This is a genomic window from uncultured Campylobacter sp. (assembly GCF_938018145.1).
Taxonomy (GTDB): Bacteria; Campylobacterota; Campylobacteria; order Campylobacterales; family Campylobacteraceae; genus Campylobacter_A.
The window spans coordinates 1-21,862 of sequence record NZ_CALIII010000419.1 but is presented as its reverse complement, the minus strand read 5'-3'; the positions used below and the strand labels follow the sequence as shown (position 1 = coordinate 21,862).

Below are 21,862 nucleotides of genomic sequence, written 5' to 3'. Positions count from 1 at the left end.
GACGACGTCCTTTACGCCTCATTTATCAGCCGCTTAAAGCTAGCCAAGCTAAGCGGCTTCCCAAGTGTTTATAAAAAGATTCCTTTTAGAGACTACGCCCTGCACGGAAGCCTTGATGTTAAAAATTTCATCAAAAAAGATCAGCCCTTTATGGGTAAAATTTCAAGCCGCAAAAGCTCGCGAGTGCCCGACGAAGTGGTCGCAAGGGTGCTTTTAAAAGCTTACGATATCTTGGTTAGAAAAAACCCTAAATTTGCGCTTTACGATAAGGAGATTAGAAATTTTTTGCTAGCTAACGCTAACGGCGAGATGAAAAGCGTAAAAGATATAAACGTAGCCTTAAACTCAAAATCCGTGATGAACGAGCTTTATAAAGACTACAAAATCGCTCTACAAATCGCCAGAGTTATCATTTTACAAGATTCAAGATACGTGAACGAAAACGCCGTCAAAAATCTAAATTTTGGTTATTTGCTATATGCGCCTAATCTTTTTGAGCTTTATGTCGAGAGGCTCATAAGAAGCGTATTAGACAAATTTGGCGGTAATTTTAGGCTAGAAACGCAGTATAAAATTCCGGACTCAAATTTGAAACCTGATTTTGCGATAACAGACGAACAAGGGAAAATTTTAGCCGTTTTAGATGCTAAATATAGGCATTTTTGTAATAAAAATAGCCCTTGCAACGAAACCGATATATCAAATTTAGTCCAAATCGGTAAATATATCGCGGCCTATAAAGCAGAAATGGGGATTTTGATATATGCTCAAAGTAGCTTTCCGAATAAAGCAATTTTTCAAGATAAAAAACAAGAAAAAGAACCCGTTTTTTTATTAAGTATTTTTAACGCTTCAGATGATGAAAATACCTATGAAAAAGAATTTGAGCGGCGTATTATCAATTTTAAATCGAATTTAGTCAATGCTATAAAGAAAAACTTCAAGGAGATAAAATGAAAAAATTTCTAATGGTCGCATTGGCGGTAGGCTTATGTTTTCAATTGGCAAACGCCGTAAAATTTGGAAGTATTTTAAAAGATGCCGGTACCGGCGGCGCAAAAGCTACAGCCAAAGCAAGCGAACGGCAAAGCGTAGCCGAGAGCCGAAGCGATGAGGGAGCTTCAAGTCCGCAAGCCCAAGAAACGCAATACGGCAAAATAGACGCTAAATTTTGGTATGGAAGCCAGGTGGTATATTCGTCGGACGACTCCAATGTCAGTGTTATATTAACAGCGCTAAAACCGACAAAAGCAACGGGCGGAAAAGAGCAGGGGAGCTGGGAGGTAACCATGGGCCCTAATCGTTTTGGATGCAATATGGACGATAGGCTTGAAAAAATCGATTTTGACGTATCGGGCGTTTCTTGTAGAGCATACGATGATTATGCAAAAAAAGTCGATATTAAGCTACTTTCCGCAGATGAAGTCAAAATAAAAATTACCTCAAAAAGCGGAGATATTAGAGAGGAGACTTTGAAACAAAAGCTTCATGTGCCGATTTTTAAAGGCCTTGTTTGTCAGAAAAGAAAATATAATGATGAAGGTGAAGCCTATGAGTGTCACGAAGATATGAGCGTTCAATATCCGCTCATAAAGACTGCCGATCTTAAAGAATATGCCGAAAGAATGATAGAGGATTTCGTTAAAACCGATCATGGATTTTTTTGTAGTAGCCAAGGGAGAACATCTAGTAGAAATGTTTATTATGTCTATAAAGATATGGTATTGATAGGAAATTATGATCATTATGATGCTTGTGGTACGGCTCATCCTGCTTTTGAATCGCAAATTTACATAGGCGAAAAGGAGATACCAACCTCAGATATTGTAAAAAATAAAGTGGGTTTGGCTGCGGCTATTAAAAAGCATATAGCGGATAATTTAGACAAATATGGATATGATTCTCGCGATAATGAACGCTTGCAAGAAATTAAAACCGTAAAAGACAAAGCGAATATAAAAATCGTAAATGATTATTTTATAATAGATCAGGGTTCAATCGATACATTCTATCTGTCCAACAGCGCAAGCTCAGACAAATATACTTTAACTTACCGAGAGGTAGAACCGTATTTGACAGATAAGATCAAGGCTTACTTTAAAAATACAAGTAAGCAAAATTTAGACCAAAGCTCGCAACAAAATATAAAACAAAATTTTAAGTTTGAATCACTTCCTAAAAGCAGATATGAAGACGAGCGCAAGGGGTATATAAGAGACTCCAATACGTTTTGGCTTAAAGAAGATTTCAAGAATTTTAATGAAACGAGTTTGGGGTATTGCCAAAAAGGTGTTTTGGAGGCCTGCATGAGGCTGGGAGAAAATTTCATGCTGGGCATAGGATTAGACGTGGATTTCGAATCAGCTCAAAATCTTTTTAACCACGTTGCTAAAAATACGGATTATGAGTATCTAAAAGATAGGGTTGCTCAAAACATCGGATTTATAATAACGGCAAAGAAGAGCAATGCGGGTAAAGGCAAAGAGCTTGCGATCGCCAAGCAAATGTATATAGGGACACTTACAGCTTGCTTGGAAAAAGATTACTCGGCTTGCATAATTTTTATGAATTTATCGGAAATGCTTCCTAGTCAGGTCGGTAGCCTTACGCTGGACGGCAAAGAGCGTAGTCCGGTTGAGCTTTCTCTTGTTGCTGTTAGTATATTTGCGGATAGTAGCGCAGCCAGGGAACAAGCCGATATTTCTCATTTTCTAGAATACAAGAGAGATATATTTAAAGAATATATCCCAAGTCAAACTCAGGCGCCGCAAGCTTCCTTGCCTCAGCAAACGCCTGCGTCCACAATGCCGCAGTCAAATTTGCAAATTTTAGGCAAAAAATACAAATTCACCGACGGTTTTAGCATAGACGTAAACTCCGGCATCGTCGTAGATGCGATTTATGGTTTAGCGTGGCAAGATGCGGCGGAAATTTTTAAAGGTTCGTATAAAGACGCCGTGAGCTACTGCGAAAATTTAAACTACGGCGGCTACTCGGACTGGAGATTGCCAAGCGCCAGCGAGCTTTTGAGTATAACCGACTACGGCAGATATAAACCGGCTATAAACAAGGCGTTTAAGCACGTAGGCAAAGACGGCAGCGACAAATACGGCTCGTATTGGAGCTCGACCGGAGCTAGCTTTGATGCCGGCGGAGTCTGGGTCGTGCAGTTTGGTAGTGGCTTTGACAACTGGGTCAAGATAAACTCGGCAGATAACTTCGCACGCTGCGTGAGAAATTTAAAATAAGGAGAAAATATGAAAAAATTTATCTTTCTAGCAGCATTTTGCGCTCTTTTAAACGCGGCGGAGATAACGCCGCGGTGTCAAAGAGACGACGCCAACGAGGTTGTCGTATGCGCAGACAAAAAGCTTGGAAATCTAATGTGGCAAGACGGCGCAAAGATAGCGGAGGCTACGTTTGAGCAGGCTAAAGACTACTGCGAGAATCTAAATTTTGCTGGATACGCCGGCTGGAGACTACCGAATAAGGCTGAAATTTTAAGCATAGCCGATAAAAGCAGATATGAACCGGCTATAAAAAAAGAGTTTAAATACATAGCCGGAGTCGGCGCGTCTTATTGGAGCGGGGATAAATTTGAAGGCGATAAAAACCGCGCGTGGATAGTGGTTTTTAAACGAGGCGGAGATAATTGGAGCGAGCTAGATAAGTCAAATTTCGTGCGCTGCGTGAGAGATCATCAATAAAATTTAAATTTTAGAAAGAAAATATGAAAAAGTTAATTGCACCTTTTGTACTTTTGGTTGCGCTTGCTAGTTTGGCGGGCGCAAAGGGATTTTTAGACGACGTGGGTTCGGCCTTTAGTAGGGGCGCCGATAGGCTTTTAGGTGGTATGCCAACTCCACTAAAAGGCAAGGCGTATGATACCGTATTTACGCAATACCGAAACGAGCCTTTCGACGACTGGGATAATCATAACTTTAAAAAAATCGGCGAAATGCAACTATTCTACTGCAAAAGAGGCTTGCCCGAGGCTTGCGGCGATTACGGCGGGGATTTTATGGTCGGACTATATACTCAAATAAATTTTAGTGATGCTAAAAAATATATAGAATATGCTATAAAAAACACCAAATACGAAGGGCTTAGGGAGTATTATAAACTAACCTTGGACATAGCGGACGAGCTAGCCAAATATCCGGACGAAGAAGTAGTAAAAGTCATAAATAGTAAATTTAGAGCCTACGCTTCGGATTGTAAAGATAATATCGGAGTAAAAGACGCATGCGCGATAGCGCTTGTTTATAGCACCATGCTTCCAACCGATATGCTGGGCTTAACAAAAAAAGATTATGATGAAGTGGTATTTCCTGGCCTAGCGGCTCTGGATTTAAAGCGAAACGGCGAGGCGGAATCTAAGATTTTTAAATTTTTGGCGGTTTTTTTAAAATAAAAGAGCTCAATAAAAAGCTCTCGCAAAATGAGATTGACGAGGTCAATGCCCTGCTTGGCAGCATAGATAGCAAACATGAGTCTAAAAAGTAAGCGGATATATACCGCGACGATAGCAAAAACATCGTGATAGATAGCGTATATAAGCTGATGTGGCAAGACGGAGCGGATATATTTGAAGGCGATTAGAGCACAGCGAAACGTTACTGCGAAAATTTAAATTTCACGGGATACTCGAATTGAAGGCTACCGAGCAAGGATGAGTTTTTGAGGATACCAAATAAAAACAAGAACAATGTTTTTCAAAAACACAGAAGAACAATATCTATGGAGCTCTACAAAGCATCCAAAATCTTCATCTTTTTTATTTGTATCAAAGATAAAATATGCACGGGATAGTGACAATTACGGCGGAGCTAACGATCGAAATTTCGTTCGTTGCGTACGCAACTATTAATTTTAGGAGCAAAAATGAAAAAAATTCTAGCGTTTATAGCACTTTTTGCAATCTTCGCCGTAGGTGCAACTGCCGATCAGATGAGTGAAGTTGAGGCCGAAGAGTTTTACAAGTCAGAATTTAAAAAAGCCGGACTTCCGCCTGCATTAAAAGGAGAGGCTTATAAAAGAGTTTTTAACGAGTATATGGATGAAGATCCTGATGGGCTTTTGAGAAATGGCAAGTATAAAGAACTAGCTAAATTTAGGACCAAATACTGTTATAGAGGCTTTTACGAAGCGTGCCAAAAGCTGGGAGAGCAATATATGCTTGGCTTAGGACTAGAGACGGATTTTAAACGGTCGGTTCTGCTTATGAATTATAGTTTGATAAATTCTGAGTATAAATACCTCAAAATACGCAGCAAAAAAATGTTGGATCTACTAAAGTCAATAAGCGAAGAAAAAGTAAGCGCCGACAAGCATACAAAAGCAATTATCCATGCTTTTGCAGAAGCTACAATGCAATGCTATCAAGAAAAAACAAAAGAAAGAAACTGTCTATTTTCCTTAATGTTATCTGAGGCTATTCCTACTAGCCTAATAGACAAAGAAATTCCAACATTGAATGGTCAAAAGGCTCTTGGTATAAAATTAGCTGTCGTTGAAATGATGAAGGAAGATATTGAAAAACATAAATCCTCTTCCCGGTTTGTCCCCATGATCATATACTATAATGAAATGTTTTCTTATGCATCTAACTCTAGGACACAAACTCCAAATTTAACTCAGTCCGAAACGATGCCTTCAAGTTATGAAGTGACGTATCGTGACGATAGTGAAAGAACCGTAGTGGATACTACTTATAGATTGATGTGGCAAGACGATGATAAAATATTTGAGGGCACATGGGACGAAGCTAAGCATTACTGTGAAAACTTAAATTTTGCATGGTATGACGACTGGAGCCTGCCTACAAGATCTGAGCTTTTGAGCATCATTGACGATAGCAAGGATCATCCAGCTATAAACGGCACCTTTAAAAACGTTAAGCAGGATCGATACTGGAGCTCTATGAAAAGCGCGGATAGCTCACCTAATGCTTGGGTCGTAAATTTTAAATTCGGATACGAAGGTTGGAGTAGCGCGTCCGGTAAAAGTTTTGTACGATGCGTTAGACGGTATTGATTTTGAAGTTTCCGTAGAAACAGCTGTATAAATAAGATTAAAATAAAGGAAAAATTCGTGAATAAATTTTTTATAACCTTAACGCTATTTTGTGTAACCTTAAATGCCGAAGCCTTAAAGGCGTTTTGCGATAAAAATGACGCTGAAAATATCGTAATATGCGAGGAAGCAAAACTAGGTAAGCTTGAATGGCAGGATGGAGCGGAAATTTTTCAAGGCACTTGGGATGAGGCGGGCCGCTATTGCGAGGATCTAAATTTGGCCGGTCGTTCAGATTGGAGATTGCCTACTAGATCGGAGCTTTTAAGTATCACTGCCGATAGCGAAAACAAGTTAACTATAAACGAAGCTTTTAAGAACGCCAAATCGGCATATTACTGGAGTTCCGTAAAAAATTCCGCCGATTCGTCCAATGCATGGGCCGTAAGTTTTAAAGGTAGCGAAGGGGCATGGGGTATTAAATTAACCAATCGTTATTACATTCGTTGCGTTAGGGTTGTTAAATCCCCTCAAGCAGGTCAAAATATGCGACCTAAAAGCAATGAACCTAAAGTATTGGATGATATTTTGAAGGTAATTTCAAATTTGGCTGAACCCAAAATAGTGTCATCCGATTATATTTTGTTGGAACATAACAACTTTATGCGTCGAAACGATGTTAAAGAGGTTGTGATAGACACGGCGTATAGACTAATGTGGCAAGACGGCGCCGAAATATTTAAAGGGACGTTAGATGAAGCAAAACAATACTGCAAGGATTTAAAATTTGCAGGCTTTAGCGACTGGAAACTACCTAGCAGGAAAGAGCTGATAAGTATAACTGATGGTCGCTATTATTCTAGCGGATCCATAAATCCTGTTTTTAAAAACTTCGAAACCGGTTTGTACTGGAGCAATACGAAGCACGCAGAATATCCGTCCATCATGCTGCTTATCAGTTTTGATTTATTCGGCGGCGTCGGCTGGGCCGGAGAGAATGCTGATTGCTTTGCAAGATGCGTGAGAGAGTATTGATATTAGAAAATTAAAAATAAAGGATAATCTATGAATAAATATTTAATAGCTATAGCGCTACTTTTTGTATCAGCGAACTCCGAAGCCTTAAAAGCTGTTTGTCATAGGGACGACGATAAAAGAGTCGTAATATGCGAGGAAGACAAGCTTGGGAGATTAATGTGGCAGGACAACACTACTTATAAATACGAATGGAATGACTCTAGACGCTATTGCGAAAAGCTAGGTCTAGCCGGATATTCGGACTGGAGGCTGCCTACTAGATTCGAACTTTTGAGCATTACCGACGATGGTAGGTATAATCCAGCGATAAACGAAGCCTTTAAAAATATCGAATCTGGGAAATATTGGACAAGTGAAAAAAGTGTAATCAGTAGGAATTGTATATGGAATGTGAATTTTATAGACGGTAGCTACGGCGACTTCGAAAGATCTTCAGATCGCCACTTCATCCGCTGCGTCCGAAACTACTAAAATTTAAAATTTCGGCCTTGAGGCGGTGAATGTTTGCCGCTTTCAGGACATTATAAAGCCTAAATTTGGTATAATTCAGCCCAAAGGAACAAAAATGAACAATCTAAAAAGAACAACGTCTCTAAGCGTTAAATTTGATAAAAAACGCTTTTATAAACAGCACATCGCCGTTGCTATGGAAAACAATCTTTTCGAGTGCGCTTTTGAGCTAAATTTGGGACTTTTGGAGCTTAAAATTTCAAAGAAGGAAAAAGAAGAGGCGATTTGCGAGCTAAAAGACATAGTTCGCAAAGTCCCGCAGGATCAGCTTGCCAGATGTCTTTACAGGCTCGCCGTTTGCCTTGCGAGGCAAGATAAGCTCGACGAAGCTCAAAAGTTGCTCAAGGAAGCGCTTGAGGCTTTAGACTGCGACGACGAACATCTAAGGGAAAAAATCGAAAATGAGCTTTACGAGATAGAACTTAAAAAACATCCTTTTCGAGGAATTTTTAATAAGAGTAATGAAGACGACTTATCGCTTGAATTTTAGATTTAAGGAATAAAATATGAACAAAAAAGACGCATTAAACGCAAGCACGAAACTCACCGCTACATACGAACAACTGTACATAATATATAAACAAGGTAGAGGCGAAATAGAGAATAGTTTTTTAAAAAACAGTAACTACATAGAATTTTTTAAAAATAAACGCGAGCACTTTGAGGCGTTTTTTGATTATATAGGAGATAATTCAGTTGCCAAAGAAGGAGATAATTCAGTTGCCAAAGAAGGTTATTTGAAAGTACCTATGGAGTCCTTGCTGGATGGGCTACTGAAGAGCAAAGTTAAAGAAAACGGTAAAACAAAAACCATTAAATTAAATATCGGCGACTTAGAGAAAAAGATTAAAATACCTACGCCTAACGCTATTTCTCAAATTTGCAAAGATAAAGAAAGAAGGCTTCAAAAAGCTCAGTTTATAAAATTGGCCGTTAATAAGTATTTGGCCATTACTTCTTGCAACGATGATTGTAGAATTTGGCTTCCGATATGCGAAAATAATTTCTTGAAAGTAATGGACAAGGTATTTAAAATAGACAAAGATTGTTCTGAGCTATTTTACTTACCGTTTTTTTCGGTGGTTGATTCAGAAATTTCTTTAAGCGGTATTCTAAAGGCAAAATTTGACGATGAACTTTTTGAGGATATATCTTTAAATGCAGCCAAAGCTTATAAAATAATAGTTGGCAAACCTTTGCCCGCTGTAAATACGCCTAGTGCTACCTCATCCGCAATGATGTATGCCGCCCCATCACCGGTCAAATTAGCATCGCCTACAATGGCTTTTTTTACGCAAAATTTAACCTCAAATCCAATCACCCTAATAGACTTCAAAGAAAAAATAGCTATCAAGATCCAAGATAAGACCCTGCATGTCATGGGGCTGTTTTCAGATAAACTAATAGAGTTTTTAAAAGAGTGCAAACATATCTTAAACAAAAATAAGAAAGACGAAATTTTACTCGTTAGTCCAAATGCCAAAGAAGACGAGGAAACGACGGCTCAAATTTTAACCTTTTACTCCATGATGTTTATGCTAAATCCAAATTTCATAAACGATCTATTTCATCCTAAAATGTAGCAGTGGCGGCTTTCAAAAGCTTCTGAAAGACTAAAGCTATAATTCTTGCATATTTTTACAAAGGAGAAGATATGCAAGAACCACAAGATAGCGCGCAAAGCGAAATAGCCGGGAAAAGCGGCGAGGAGATAATCGCCTATATCAAGGAAAAATACGATAAATTTGCCGACGAAACCCAAAACTCCGTCGAGGCGCTAGAGATAAAATTCGTACTAGCAACGGCCGGTATAGGCATAGACGACCCTAAAGAAACCGTCGAGAGACTACAAGACTGCGTTTCCTACATTAAGGAAAATATCTTTCCGTGCACCTATTTGCTAAGACAAAGAGCAATAGAATACACCCGCGCTCAAAATACTTTTATAAAATCTATGAATAAGTTTATAAAAAACATCTCCCTTATTAGGCTTGAGGCATTTGTTTTTGGGACGATATTTGGCGTTTTTTTGATGTTTTTGCTGCATTTATAGTAAATTTGGGCGCAAATATTACCGCGCCCTTTAAATTTAACTCTAGTTTTTACCTTTCTGCTATTTTTTTTACCTCTTTTGCCTTAATTTTCTCAAATTTACCTCTATTTTTTTAAACTCAAATTTTAATCAAGCCCCGACAGGCGCGTCATTCAGAAGCTTCTGAAAGAAAGATGCGACAATTCCATCATAATTTCAAAACAAAGGAGAAAAGATGAGACCGATAGGTTTTTTAAGGTACGAAGAGGGAGAGCAAAGCTCTGGCGAGATAGGATTTGCCAAACAAGAAGAAGACGCGCAAATTTGCAAGGAGGGCAATCTCATAATCCCTTGCAACTTCACTCACGCTGCTATCATCGGCGAGACTGGTTGCGGCAAAACTACTTCGATGATATATCCAAATTTGCTCGACAGGATGCAAAGAGGGCATGGAATATTCGTGTTTGACTACAAAGGTTGCGAAGAGAGCGCGGTTAAGGCTCTGGCTAAAAGAGCGGGCAGGTTAAAGGATGTCGTCGTTGTCGGAACGTTTCTTGGCGAAAAGATAAATTTGATCAAAGATATCTCGGGCAGAGACTTTAAAAATACCACTAGCTCTCTTATGAAAACCATAGATAGTTTTTGGCAAGAATACGGCGCAAATTTGACGCTGAGTATATTTAACTTTTTAAAAGCATTGGGCGAATTTACGGACATCGTTGGAAAACATAACATAAGGGGTTTTGCTCAAGCCGTCCGCCTAAGCGACGCATATCCGTTCAATATCCACACTATAAGAAATTTGACGCAGGATATTTTAAAATTTACCGAATTTTTAGCAAGCGTTAACGGCGACTTGAAATTAAACCTAGACCAAGTCGTAAACGAGAAAAAAGAGGTTCGCTTGAGGCTTAAAGATCTGCTAGCGTCTAAGCAAAATTTGATCGATATTATGGGTAGATTTGATCTTACTAAAGCAAAAAACGAGGAAAGGGTAATAAATGACTTTAGAAATCTCTCCATCATGGCTACCGTTATCAACGAACTAGCCGACGACGAGACGGTAAACGCCGACAAAAACAGTATCTCGCAGTATCTAAACGAAGGCAAGATAGTCGTGTTTAACGCGATAAACTCAAGTAGCCAAACTTTGGCTATGCTTTTAGATAGCTTTATTCCGAGCTTTATCAAAAGAGCCGGTGGGAAAAATTTGATCCCTATTAGCTTATTTTTAGATGAAACGGCAAAAATCGCCGGCAAAAACTCAAATTTTCACGAGGAAATTTTGCGCCAAAGTAAGGTCGAACTTATCCTCGCCTTTCAAAACGAATCCACTCTAAAAAAGGAGCTGGGATATGATAAATACGAAGCCTTGATAGGAAATATGGTAGACATATATCTGATGAAAAACAAAAGCTTGTTTACCATCGGCGCGGACGCAGTAAACTGCTCTAAACTAAAGCCTTTTGAGTGTTTACATGACGGTGAGAGAAATTTGCTAAAGCCGATGTTTATAGACGAGATCGAGAAGCGCGAGGCAACGTATGAGTTTGAGCTCATAAATAAACTACAAGAAAAAATACTCGAAAAAAAAGCCAAAGGATGCGTGATGAAATTTAACGAATGGCATTTTAGAAACGGGCAGATAACCCTCGTGGACGTAAAGAGCGGAAAGGAGAAAATTGGTGAGCTAAAAGATAGTGTGCTTGGAATTTAATGCGGCAGGGGCGATGGGTAGTTGCGAGGCCTAAGTCGTGATTAAGGCATACTAAAGTCTGTTCAAATTTATATCGGAGAGCTGCTTCATACCCTGAATGCATACTTCTTTGTTTTTTTCAAGTACGCCTAAAATCCGCTCCAAAAGCGGCTCGGAGGCATATTCGCAAAGGCTAAGCAGCTCCATGATGAGCTGATTTTTACGGTTTAGCGCCGAGCTCTGGCCTTGCCTATTTAGTAGCCCTTTTAGCAGATCGGCCGAGTTATCGTCGTCTAAAAAAAGCTCTTGTTCGCTAACCTCAAGAGCCTTGGCGATAAATGGAATTAGCTCGGCTTTGATCTCTCTGTTGCCGCTTAGGTAGTTGTAGATAGATGGTATCGACGGACTTTCGCCGCTACTTTTTAGAGTCGGATTTAGAGAAAGAAATCTATTTAAAAAGTCTTTTTTCTTTAAGCCTTTGTTTTTTAGGATCTGATTTATACGCTCGTATATTTGCATAATTTATCCTTTGCGGGTAACTTTTGAATTATATTGAGCAATATTATGCTATTAGAAATATTTATTCTATACGGCAAAAATTGATAAATTTTAGTATCCTACAAGAATAATTTTTATAAAAATTATTCTTTATTTTAAATTCATATAGGAGAATTTTATGAAAAAGTTGTTTTTAGTTTTTGTTTTATTGTTTGGAGCGTCGTTAGCGTTTGGAAAAGATGCGCCGATAGACATAAGATTTGTGCGCAAGAATAATAACGTTAATTATATTGAGATAAAGTCTTTATATAATGGTTCTTTAACCGTTGACCTTTCTAAATCGACAGTTAATGATGGAGAATGTATGCTCATAGATTATGAAAAAGTATATGCGGCGCTTGCTTCAACACTTCTTTCTATGTTTACCGGTAACGACGCATTTGACGAAGTTACAAATGAGGGCGTTAGGCAAATACCGGATCAAAGAGTAGTGAGGCTTGATTTTGGTGAGACTGTTGGATTTAACACTGTGGAATGCGCTGTAGAAAATATAAAAATAGTAACAAGCAGGGGCACATTTAAATTTAATCTAAGGTGATCTTGGCAACAGATCGTGTTTATTTTAATTTATAGGAGGAAATTTTATGTTATTGCTTAAGGTTTGTTTTTTTGGGTTTGTAAATTTCGTTGCTTTGGTTTTTATATTTAGTGCTTTGACGGAATGGAAATCTGGCGTTGTTTTATTTGCATCAATAGTTTTTGACTATTTTTTGACTTTTGCACAAATCGGAATCATCGATGCTAAAAAAAGAAAAAAGAAAGAGCAAAGACTTGAATATTTAAAAAGCATATGCCCTGATATTCCGGCTTTTCATTTACAGCGCATAAATTATCAGATATTAGGACAAGTGAGCGCATGCGAAGAAGATTCTTTGGATACCGATATTAACATTAGGGAGCAAGCTGTTAAACTGGGCGCCAATGGCTTAGTAATAGAAAATGAATCAACAAACTCTGGAACCGTTTACGGCGATGCTAAAGTAACTAAAGGATTTTTTGGTGGGGTAAATGTAAAACAAGAAAGAGATACTTATACTAATACCAAAATCACGGCCTATGCTTTAAAAATATATAAATGACGTTATGGCTATATGTTACTGGGTAAAATTTATTAATACTCTGTTTTAAAATATAAAGCCCCAAGTATTGTTCTTGATATTATTTTACAATGTAACAGTCAGTATTTATCCTGTTTATTTTATAGTTGTAGCGAGATTTGAGATAGCCGATTAAAGGCTATCTCAATACGCAAATACTCCTAGTATTTCATGGATATCAATATATTTAACCGTTAAAATACATCCTCTATGTGTTATTTTTTTCCAAAACCTCTTTTATCCTTGCGCTCCGGCTCTCTACGCTATCTTCTTCACTAAACATCCTATGTTCGCTATACTCAAACGGCGGCAGGTCTTTAACGAAACCATAAATTTCCTCAAAGCTTAAAATCTTGCCGTGCAGGTCGTAGCCGACGTTTAGCGCCTTGCCTTTTATATTTGCGATATTTGCGTGGATATGGCCGTAGAGCTGGATCGCGCCGTGGTGGCATGCGTTCCACTCGGCTAGCGGATAGTGAAAGAGCACGAGGCGAAATTTATCCTGTCCGTGCTGTACGGTGATCTCTTTGTATTCGCAAATTTCCTCAAACAGCGCGTTGCCGTCTTGCTTTTTCATGGCTAGCAGCTCGTCTTTATGCTTTTTTATCGCTTCGTCGTGATTGCCTAGCACTAGGACGTGCTTGCCGTTTAGCTTGCTAAAGATGGATATATTGGTCCCCATATCCTTGTGAAAGCTTAGGTCGCCTATGTTATAGACCGTGTCGCAGGGATTTACGCGCGAGTTCCAGAGACGAATGAGCGCCTTGTCCATCGCCTCTACGCTAGAAAAAGGCCTAAAGCATGGATGAAATTTCATGATACTACTATGTCCGAAATGCAAATCGGAGGTAAAATAAATCATCGTTTTTCCTAAAATGTATTTAAAATTTACGGCGGCCAAGCAAATAATCCTTGACGCTCAAATTCGTAAAAGATTGCCCAAATTTGCGAATTTGCCTGTTTTTTGGCTTTTGGATTAAATTTAAGACGGTATAAGCCGTGCGGCTTTAAATTTGCTCTAGATTTTGAGACGGGTACGGCTTACGCAACCTTGCTAAATTTACAAGCCTAGCTGCATTTATCCTATTAAAATGCTAAATTTATGCTTAAATTTAGACTTATAGGCTTACTTCAAATTTCGCGCCGCTTTTTATTTCCATGATAACTAGGCGCTTGAAAAACACGGCCCCTACGTCCATCGAAAAGACGTTATTTTCGCGTCTGGTTATCCTATTTTCTTCGCTTGCGACGTGCCCGTGAAATATCCTCTTGCCCGTATTATTACTCTCCCAAAAGGGCTCTATACTCCATAGTACGTAGTCCTCGTCCTGCTCCTCTTCGCTTTTGCCGCCGTCAAAGGCTGCGTGGACGAATATGCTTTTTTCAGAGCTTACGACGTGGGGCATATTGCTGATGAAATTTTTGAGCCAAGTAAGAGAAAATCTACTTAAATTTCTCTTACAAATCGATTTTTTCGTCTTGTTTCCGCCGTTTTTGATCCAAATTTGATACTCCAGCGGATCGCAACCGAAAAATCCGTCAAACATCATCTTTTCGTGATTTCCAAGCACGTGAAGTAGGTTGTATCCGTCTTTGATTAGCTCGATATATCTTTGATACAGTCCGATCGTATCCTCGCCTCTGTCGCAGCTGTCGCCCAGGATGATTATCAGATCTTTTTTTGTTAAATTTATCTTTTCAATCATCAGCTCAAAAAGCCCGAGACTGCCGTGCAGATCGCCGAATACGAAAATCCGCGCATAGTTATCTTCGTTTATATGTTTTATCTTTATCATTTTTGGTTCTTGTGCGTAAATTTGTGGAAAATTTTTGGGTTAAGTTTTTTGTATAAAGGTAGTGGAATTTTATTCATAAAAGATAAAAATTGGCTGAAATTTGTAGTAATTTGTACAAATTTCAGCTGAAAAATTATTTCAAGTATACCCCTTCGCTGTTTCTAACAATTTCTTCCAGCTCTTCTATGCGCTTTGAGTCCTGCGGATGAACGAACTCGTAGCTCTTGACGCGAAATACTTTCGAATCTTCGCCGTCTTCAAGCTTGTATTTTACGAAACAGTAGTAGCTGTGATCCGAAAAATAAGACGTCTCAATGAAACACAAGTATTCTCCTGCTTTTTCATCAAACTCTATTTTTTCCAGCGTTTCATCGCTGTTCTCCCACATCCAGGGGTCGTTTGGCAGATTGAGCTGATAAAATTTTAGCCCGATATAGCCCGCAACTTGAAAATATTCACCACAAAAAATGATACTACAGTTTTTGAAAAAATCTGTATATCTAACCATGAGTTCTCCTTTTTATTGAAGTTATAAGGGCAGTGTATCGAATCACGAGAATGGATGCAAGCAAAAACGGGTCACGCATGAGAAAAATCGTAAATTTATTTATTGATATTGTTAAAAGCCCATAAAATTGGACTTCACGTAATCATATTTTTATTCGACCCATGTTAAAATTCCAATAAATTTCAAGGCTTCCCAATGAAAATTCTCCATGCGACAGATCTGCATTTTAATAAATCGTGGTTCAAATTTATCAAAGATACTGAATCAAATTTCGACGTTATTTGTATAACGGGCGATTTTATCGACGCTTTTGACGAGGGCGGGATAGCTCCGCAGATAGCTTACGTTAGCAAATGGATTACAAATTTTACTAAACCTGTATTTGTTTGCAGCGGAAATCACGACGTAGGGCTGGCCTACGAGCAAGAGTGGTTAAACGATATCCCAAAAGTTTACGCAGACAACGCCGTAAAAGAAATAGACGGAGTAAAATTCGGCTGTGTTCCATATTTGAGGCCTAATTATGAAAAATTTACTCAGTGCGATGTTTTACTTTCGCATGTTCCGCCTGCCTACACGAAGGCTTCCGTGGGTGCTAGCGGCAATGATTACGGTAGCGAAAAACTTTATAATGCTATCGGCAAACAAGTCATAAGCCCAAAAATCCTTCTTTGCGGGCATACCCATAATCCTATAAAAAATATATGCAGGCTAAAGTATACCACGATTTATAATCCCGGTTGCGATAGGAATTTAAAAGAACCGAAGATTATCGTCGTGGAGATATAAAACGCCTCTAACTGAAAAAATGGCTTTAGTGCGAGTTACGAATTGGTTTTTTGATAAGCTACGTCGTTTAAAATTTTTAGAACGATTGAAACATTAAAAATAAAGTAAGCTAGATGTGTATATAATACTTACTAAAAATAAGGATTTAAGGTGAGCAAAAAAGATAAATTGATACGCGAACTTACCCAAAATCCTCTTAACGTTAGGTTTGAGACGCTTAAAATTTTACTAGAAAACGAAGGATATAGCGCCTCAAATAACGGTTCAAGCCATTGGCAGTTTAGAAAGTCGGGCAAAGATACGATAACCATACCGTATAAACGCCCGATCAAGCCGATTTACGTAAAAATAGTTTTAAAAGCGTTAAAGGACGATCAATGAAAAAAGACGTTGAATACTACATGAATTTGCCTTACGAGATCATAGTCAAAAAGCTATCAAAGGACGAAGGCGGCGGATATCTGGCTAGATATAAAGATTATCCTTTGGTTATGGGCGACGGCGAAAATGAGGCTGAAGCGATAGCGGACGTAAAAAAGGCTTTTAGATTCGTCATAGAAACGGACCTAAAAGAGGGCGTAAAAATAATCGAGCCCGGCGACGATACAAAATTTAAACGCATCAATATCACTATGCCCGAATCCATAATCAACGCCATAGATAAAATAACCAACAACCGCTCGGCTTGGCTTAGCGATACCGCCAGGAGAGCATTATCTCTATGAGAGAGCAGGCTAAACAAAAAACCTACTTCGGACTTGAGATATTTTCAAACGGCTACTGCCCCGGAGTCAAAGAAAGCGATATTAAAAGGTTGCCGTTTTACGAATTTTGGCTCAAAAAGAGTCTTGGCTCGACGCAAGGCGTGTTTGTCGACGAAAACGGCAAGGAGATAGATGGTGAGAGGCTGGTTTATCTGCACGATTGGGAGAAATTTTGCAAGATATTTATAAATACCGGCAAGTAAACATTTTTAAAAACCGCTATAATACTTCAAATTTAACAAAGGAAATCCCTTGAACATAATAAAAAGCATATTTAGTAAAATTTTTAAAGGCGAGCAAGGCGAGGCGGACGTATTTGAAGCCATAGGCAAAATTTTAAACTCCAAAGGCGATGAGAACTACTATCTCATCCCAAAAGCCACGCTTGATGATGCGGCAGGCTCATCAAAGGAGATTGATCTGCTATTGCTTCATCCTGTATTTGGTATCTACGTCATCGAGGTTAAAAACTGGTCAAATTTAAATCAGATAGATAGCGCAAACGACCCTTACGAGCAGGTTAAAATTTATCAAAGAATGCTGCTTGCTAAAATCCAGTCCGAACTTAAAAAAGTACCGATAAACGTGGAATACCGAGTAATATTTCCATCTGTTAGCAAGGATGAGGCCGATAAATTTTATGAAAAAAATCCAAGCTATAAAAACTTTAAAAACCATACATTTTTTAAAGATGATTTGGCTAACAACAACGACATATTTGCCAGGTTTTTCCACTCATCCGTTGCGGATCACATCCCAAACAAAAAAGAGTTTCTAAAAATCTCACAAATGCTAGTCAGTCAAAGCAAGCTAAAACAAAAAATCATCCCGATAATTACCAAAGACGAGATTATGTTTTTTGACCGTAAGCAGCTTAGTATCATGAGCGGCTATACGGGCGGCTTTCGCGTGATAAGGGGCGTGGCCGGCACGGGCAAGACGATGATTTTAGCAAATTTCGTCGCAAACAGGCTAGAGCGAGACGATAGCGAGAAATTTTTAGTGCTTTGCTTTAACAAAAACCTAGCCGAAAACATAAGATCAAGCTTTGGCGATAGGTTTATGAAGCAAAGTATAGCCGTATACTCCATTATCTCGCTTTTAAATCGCATAGGATTTGACGAGGCTAAACTTGGTATCGACGAAAAGACGAGCCTAGATGAAAAATACAAAATCTTTGAAACGGATGAAGCCATAACTGAATTTAGAGCTAAATTTAGCGCTCATCTGGCAAAACATCCGATCGATTATGTCCTTTGCGACGAGACGCAGGATATGCCGGCCGGATTTATGAGGGTTATTTACGAGGAGATAAAAGACTGCGTGTTTTTTATAGACGAGGCGCAGAAATTTTACCCCTATACGATGAATAGCATCGCTGATATCTTTCATCATCCAAAATTTGAGCGCATAGATATGAGAGGGCGGGTAAAAAACCTAAAAAACGTCTACCGAACGCCGTCAAATATCGCTAGGTGCGCATTTGAAATCTTGCAAAACGATAGCGCGATAAATACCTACTATAAAAACAGCTTTTACCTAGATAAAAGCTTTCTGGAAGACATCGAATGCGTACTGCAAGACGGAAGCGTGAATATAAAGGCAATGGATGATTTTTCGCAGCTTAGAGGCGTTTTAGAGTCCTTGCCCATAAACGAAACTAGCGTAGTTTTAAGCAATAGTAAAAAATCGGTCGAGGCCATAAAAGAATACGCCTTGCCAAAAGATAAAAACATAGACGTGCTTACAATGCAATCTATCAAAGGCCTTGAAGCTCAAAATATCATTATACACAACTTTTTGCCGTTTCTGCAAACGACGCTAAAAAACGACCGCAAGCTATTTTATAGAAAAATTTATGTTTTATTAACTAGAAGCAAGGAAAATTTATACGTTTCGATTCCGGAAAAACTTGACGAAAATTTACCCGATGAGATTAAAAGCGTAATAGAAACGATAAAAAAATACGCAAGCATAGCAAAAGCTGCCGAAGGGCCAAGTAAAGACGAAAAAACCGCAAGCTCAAAAATAAAACTAGCCTCCATAAAACCCGTGCTAAGAGATATAAAAGACGGAGCCGAGCTAGTGGTGGCCGGAAGCGAACTGTTTGCTATAATAGCAGGGCTATTTGGGTAAGATTTAGCTTTAAATTTGGGCTTACGGCGTTTCTTGCCGCAAGGTTAAATTCAGGCTCGCAGTCTTTGCTCATCTTGGACGTAAATTTATACTCTCAAACTTAAATTTGACGAAGTTCGGCAGGGTGAGGCTAGAGCTTACCTTGCCTAGGTCCGTCGCAGTGTTGATAGGATGCTACGACATAAGTTTAGGGCTTATAGGGAATTTCAAATCAAAAAACGAGAGTTATCAGGATTATCTAAAAAATATTGACGACGATATATTTAAGGACAGAGCGAGAGACTGCATCAATAAAGACGATATAAGCAAGATGAGTTAAGGGCTCTAAAGGCTACTTCGAAATAGCGAATAGACAAATTTACCCCCCCCCCGTATAGCAAATTTAGAAAACGAGAAAAATAAAATGAGAAAATTTAAAACATTAAGCAACGTAGCTATTATACCTTTGGGCGAGACGAGAGTTGCGAGTTATTCAAAACGAAAATGCAAAGAGCGTGTAAACAAAAGAGAGGAGATAAAAAGAAGCTACCGATAAATATGCCGTAGTGGAGCTTTTAGGGAAGGATTTTTTATCTATTTTTCTACTTCATTTGATTTGGATAGGTTTGAGAGCAGGCTACCGATACTTCGAAATGAAGGTCAAAATTTAGATAGCGGCGAGCCAAATAAAAGCTTGTTTGCCTAATTTATAAAAGAGATAGCGGAATTTAACTTTAAAAACCGAACGAACGCCTATGAGCTAAAAGACCTCAGCGTTGAGCAAATGGTTATCGTAAGATATCTGCTACAAGAGAAGCTAAAGGATGCTAGAGAGGCTGTGACCGGGAAGGAGTAACAGGTAGTAAAAAATATGCCTCGCCAAGGCTTGCGGCTTGATGCCGACTTTACCCATTGATATTACAAGGCCGGTTTTTAATAAAAACATAAATATGGACTATTGCTTATGTGTGTGAGGCGGGTTTTAAGAGGTGCTTGTCGCAGGGTAAAACATGCGAGGAAGCAGCACTAATGCCAAAAAAACCAAATCGACATAAAAACCAGTATACAAAACGACTTTTCTTATAGTGAGGCGATTTCTTGACGAGAGTTACGATGAAATTTACGAGGAATACGCATACGAGGAGAGTCGGATATAAAAATATGCTATAATGCGGTCAATTTAACTTCAAAGGTCATATAAATGAATGCATTAATACAATTTAGAGTAGATAAAGAACTCAAAAACGAAGCCGATAAACTCTTTAAAGAGCTCGGGCTTGATCTTGGTACGGCGATAAAGCTATTTTTAAAGCAATCGGTAAATAAGCAAGCCATACCCTTTGCCATAACGGCGCAAAAAGACGAAATAGACGCGAAGTATCTAAAAAGCGTGATAGAAAATATAGATAGCGGCAAGGTAAAGATGATAAGAAAAAATCTAAGCGAGCTTGAGAGTTTAGCCGATGCTTAATATCGAGTTTTATCCCGACGCATGGGATAATTACCTAAATTTTACTAGCGACAAGAAGCTTTTTGCGAAGATAAATATACTCATCAAAGACATCGTTAGAGGTAATGAAGCAGAAGGTATAGGCAAGCCCGAAGCGCTAAAAGGCGATCTAAGCGGTTGCTACTCTCGCAGGATAGACGGTAAAAACCGCATCGTTTATAGGATTAAGGGCGATACGGCACAAATTTTACAAGTCGGAACGCATTACAAAGAGAAGTAATTTTAGCTAAGCCGATGCCAAGAGGATCGCATCGCCGGCTAGATGCCGCACGGAGGCTGTAAGCCCCAACGCTAACGCATCTGAGAGGATAGCTTGAAAAACTCATAAATTTTACCTAAGTTGTCGCCGTTTTAGATAAAAATGCGCCGTTGCTGGCGTTTTTAAGCGGAAGTATAAGTAAATTTTATGGTAAAGTAGTTTGAAAAATTGAAATTTTAAGAGTGATCGTCATAATGGGAATTAACCCATGCGTAACGCTTTAGTATTTTTCTAGCTCGTTTTAGCTCATTGCTTGGCGTCTTTCACGCTTTTTTAAGAAATAGTGAAAGATTATCACGATTTGAACTGCATCATATTAGTATAATTTAAATGCAAAATTTCGCTCTTGCGGTAAAGCCTGTTCAATTCTTTTAATTTAACGCTCGCATCTTTTAGCTCATCTAGCGTCTTAAAGAATTCGCTCTACTTATCCTCTTTGACCGGAGTTAAACCACTTCGTTATCATTAAGGCTCTTTAGTGTAAATTCTTTAAAGTTGCCTAATTTTAGGCTTTTTAGAAGCCTCAGTGCCAAAGAATTACCGCTTTTAAATACTTTTAATCTTGTTTGAATAAATGTATTCTCTAGTATTTATTTTTATAAGTATATACGAAATAAGATAAAATATTCTTATGTTTTACGCATGCTTATGTATATTTTAAAAAGAGATTTTAATCGTATACCCTAAAAGAGATTTGAATTGTGAACTCAAATGCTCCTAAAGCTTGTTCCAAAATTTAGTACAGTTTTTTAACTATAAAATTACTTATAATCTTGATATATCGGTATTTTGCTTGTTGTAGAAATAGATGAGTCTGTGATAGAAAAATAATTGTAAATAAAGGTAAAAAATTATACAATATCATATAGTATAAATCCCCGTATTTAGGGCTTAGAAAGGTGGTAAATGATAGAAAAATTTTATAGTACGGCGGAGTGTCCCTCTCTGTCCACCACTGCATATGTATTTTTTTTTCACAAACTACGTATCTATCGATATCTTAATCCAATTTAACCATAAATTTGTTGTTCTGAAAATTGGACACTTTTTATTTGTTACAGAAAATTTGGTATTTTGTTACAGAAAATTTTCGAGGCATAAGGTCAGATATGCTTTCTAAGATGATCACGAAAATTTCAAAGAGACCAAATTTCTATTATTTTGATAAAGCTATA

At 38.4% G+C, this 21,862-nt stretch carries 25 protein-coding genes; 21 read left to right on the top strand and 4 right to left on the bottom strand.

The genetic code is table 11. The features are described from left to right. The 11 genes from Q0338_RS09800 to Q0338_RS09750 all read left to right on the top strand — a co-directional run. Window positions 1-957: hypothetical protein (locus Q0338_RS09800; RefSeq protein WP_298086576.1), on the top strand; the 957-nt coding region annotated here is incomplete at its 5' end. Continuing rightward, window positions 954-3,248, top strand: coding sequence for a DUF1566 domain-containing protein (locus tag Q0338_RS09795; RefSeq protein ID WP_298086575.1), 2,295 nt, complete (start codon window positions 954-956; stop codon window positions 3,246-3,248). The genes Q0338_RS09800 and Q0338_RS09795, both read left to right, overlap by 4 nt. A 9-nt stretch (window positions 3,249-3,257) precedes the next feature. After that, entirely contained in the window at window positions 3,258-3,707 is a 450-nt protein-coding gene (locus Q0338_RS09790) for a DUF1566 domain-containing protein (RefSeq protein WP_298086574.1), read from the top strand. A 23-nt stretch (window positions 3,708-3,730) separates the two neighbouring features. Further along, a complete protein-coding gene (locus Q0338_RS09785) occupies window positions 3,731-4,414 on the top strand; it encodes a hypothetical protein (protein WP_298086573.1) in 684 nt (227 codons plus the stop codon). Between the two features lie 470 nt (window positions 4,415-4,884). Continuing rightward, window positions 4,885-6,036, top strand: coding sequence for a DUF1566 domain-containing protein (locus tag Q0338_RS09780; RefSeq protein WP_298086572.1), 1,152 nt, complete (start codon window positions 4,885-4,887; stop codon window positions 6,034-6,036). Between the two features lie 57 nt (window positions 6,037-6,093). Next, window positions 6,094-7,050 carry a DUF1566 domain-containing protein gene (locus Q0338_RS09775; protein ID WP_298086571.1) on the top strand — a complete coding sequence of 319 codons (957 nt, stop codon included), beginning with the start codon at window positions 6,094-6,096 and terminating at the stop codon, window positions 7,048-7,050. 30 nt (window positions 7,051-7,080) lie between these two features. Beyond that, the gene (locus Q0338_RS09770) at window positions 7,081-7,524 is read left to right on the top strand and encodes a DUF1566 domain-containing protein (RefSeq protein ID WP_122873495.1); all 444 of its coding nucleotides are present in this window, start codon (window positions 7,081-7,083) and stop codon (window positions 7,522-7,524) included. A 94-nt stretch (window positions 7,525-7,618) separates the two neighbouring features. Continuing rightward, window positions 7,619-8,053 (top strand): hypothetical protein, encoded by a 435-nt coding sequence (locus Q0338_RS09765; RefSeq protein WP_298086570.1) that lies wholly within the window; start codon window positions 7,619-7,621, stop codon window positions 8,051-8,053. Between the two features lie 16 nt (window positions 8,054-8,069). Beyond that, window positions 8,070-9,146 (top strand): hypothetical protein, encoded by a 1,077-nt coding sequence (locus Q0338_RS09760; protein WP_298086569.1) that lies wholly within the window; start codon window positions 8,070-8,072, stop codon window positions 9,144-9,146. A 71-nt stretch (window positions 9,147-9,217) separates the two neighbouring features. Further along, entirely contained in the window at window positions 9,218-9,616 is a 399-nt protein-coding gene (locus Q0338_RS09755; RefSeq protein ID WP_298086568.1) for a hypothetical protein, read from the top strand. A gap of 214 nt (window positions 9,617-9,830) precedes the next feature. Continuing rightward, window positions 9,831-11,312 (top strand): type IV secretory system conjugative DNA transfer family protein, encoded by a 1,482-nt coding sequence (locus tag Q0338_RS09750; RefSeq protein WP_298086567.1) that lies wholly within the window; start codon window positions 9,831-9,833, stop codon window positions 11,310-11,312. A 51-nt stretch (window positions 11,313-11,363) separates the two neighbouring features. Here the strand turns inward: Q0338_RS09750 and Q0338_RS09745 are convergent, their stop codons facing one another. Continuing rightward, window positions 11,364-11,810 carry a helix-turn-helix domain-containing protein gene (locus tag Q0338_RS09745; RefSeq protein WP_122873499.1) on the bottom strand — a complete coding sequence of 149 codons (447 nt, stop codon included), beginning with the start codon at window positions 11,808-11,810 and terminating at the stop codon, window positions 11,364-11,366. A 157-nt stretch (window positions 11,811-11,967) separates the two neighbouring features. Here Q0338_RS09745 and Q0338_RS09740 point away from each other — a divergent pair, with 157 nt between their 5' ends. Beyond that, window positions 11,968-12,387, top strand: a complete 420-nt coding sequence (locus tag Q0338_RS09740; RefSeq protein ID WP_122873500.1) for a hypothetical protein — start codon at window positions 11,968-11,970, stop codon at window positions 12,385-12,387. Between the two features lie 46 nt (window positions 12,388-12,433). Continuing rightward, window positions 12,434-12,928 carry a hypothetical protein gene (locus tag Q0338_RS09735; RefSeq protein ID WP_122873501.1) on the top strand — a complete coding sequence of 165 codons (495 nt, stop codon included), beginning with the start codon at window positions 12,434-12,436 and terminating at the stop codon, window positions 12,926-12,928. A gap of 226 nt (window positions 12,929-13,154) precedes the next feature. Here the strand turns inward: Q0338_RS09735 and Q0338_RS09730 are convergent, their stop codons facing one another. The 3 genes from Q0338_RS09730 to Q0338_RS09720 all read right to left on the bottom strand — a co-directional run bounded on the left by Q0338_RS09730 (window position 13,155) and on the right by Q0338_RS09720 (window position 15,250). Then, complete coding sequence (locus tag Q0338_RS09730) at window positions 13,155-13,808, bottom strand: metallophosphoesterase family protein (protein ID WP_298086566.1); 654 nt, start codon at window positions 13,806-13,808, stop codon at window positions 13,155-13,157. A 256-nt stretch (window positions 13,809-14,064) separates the two neighbouring features. Further along, window positions 14,065-14,742, bottom strand: coding sequence for a metallophosphoesterase (locus Q0338_RS09725; RefSeq protein WP_298086565.1), 678 nt, complete (start codon window positions 14,740-14,742; stop codon window positions 14,065-14,067). A gap of 133 nt (window positions 14,743-14,875) precedes the next feature. Next, window positions 14,876-15,250 (bottom strand): hypothetical protein, encoded by a 375-nt coding sequence (locus Q0338_RS09720; protein ID WP_122873503.1) that lies wholly within the window; start codon window positions 15,248-15,250, stop codon window positions 14,876-14,878. 195 nt (window positions 15,251-15,445) lie between these two features. Between Q0338_RS09720 and Q0338_RS09715 the strand changes: the two genes are divergently transcribed. The 8 genes from Q0338_RS09715 to Q0338_RS09680 all read left to right on the top strand — a co-directional run bounded on the left by Q0338_RS09715 (window position 15,446) and on the right by Q0338_RS09680 (window position 20,648). Beyond that, window positions 15,446-16,039, top strand: coding sequence for a metallophosphoesterase (locus tag Q0338_RS09715; RefSeq protein WP_122873504.1), 594 nt, complete (start codon window positions 15,446-15,448; stop codon window positions 16,037-16,039). Window positions 16,040-16,189: 150 nt separating this feature from the next. Beyond that, the gene (locus Q0338_RS09710; protein ID WP_122873505.1) at window positions 16,190-16,420 is read left to right on the top strand and encodes a type II toxin-antitoxin system HicA family toxin; all 231 of its coding nucleotides are present in this window, start codon (window positions 16,190-16,192) and stop codon (window positions 16,418-16,420) included. After that, on the top strand, window positions 16,417-16,764 hold the full coding sequence (locus Q0338_RS09705; protein ID WP_122873506.1) for a type II toxin-antitoxin system HicB family antitoxin: 348 nt from the start codon (window positions 16,417-16,419) through the stop codon (window positions 16,762-16,764). The genes Q0338_RS09710 and Q0338_RS09705 overlap by 4 nt, the downstream gene beginning before the upstream one ends. Beyond that, window positions 16,761-17,006, top strand: a complete 246-nt coding sequence (locus Q0338_RS09700) for a hypothetical protein (protein WP_298086564.1) — start codon at window positions 16,761-16,763, stop codon at window positions 17,004-17,006. Before Q0338_RS09705 ends, Q0338_RS09700 begins: the two co-directional genes overlap by 4 nt. A gap of 49 nt (window positions 17,007-17,055) precedes the next feature. Next, window positions 17,056-18,939, top strand: a complete 1,884-nt coding sequence (locus Q0338_RS09695) for an NERD domain-containing protein (RefSeq protein ID WP_298086563.1) — start codon at window positions 17,056-17,058, stop codon at window positions 18,937-18,939. Window positions 18,940-19,063: 124 nt separating this feature from the next. After that, the gene (locus Q0338_RS09690) at window positions 19,064-19,258 is read left to right on the top strand and encodes a hypothetical protein (RefSeq protein WP_298086562.1); all 195 of its coding nucleotides are present in this window, start codon (window positions 19,064-19,066) and stop codon (window positions 19,256-19,258) included. Window positions 19,259-20,119: 861 nt separating this feature from the next. Beyond that, complete coding sequence (locus Q0338_RS09685; protein WP_122873508.1) at window positions 20,120-20,389, top strand: type II toxin-antitoxin system RelB/DinJ family antitoxin; 270 nt, start codon at window positions 20,120-20,122, stop codon at window positions 20,387-20,389. Continuing rightward, window positions 20,382-20,648, top strand: coding sequence for a Txe/YoeB family addiction module toxin (locus tag Q0338_RS09680; protein WP_298086561.1), 267 nt, complete (start codon window positions 20,382-20,384; stop codon window positions 20,646-20,648). The genes Q0338_RS09685 and Q0338_RS09680 overlap by 8 nt, the downstream gene beginning before the upstream one ends. Window positions 20,649-21,862 lie beyond the last annotated feature (1,214 nt).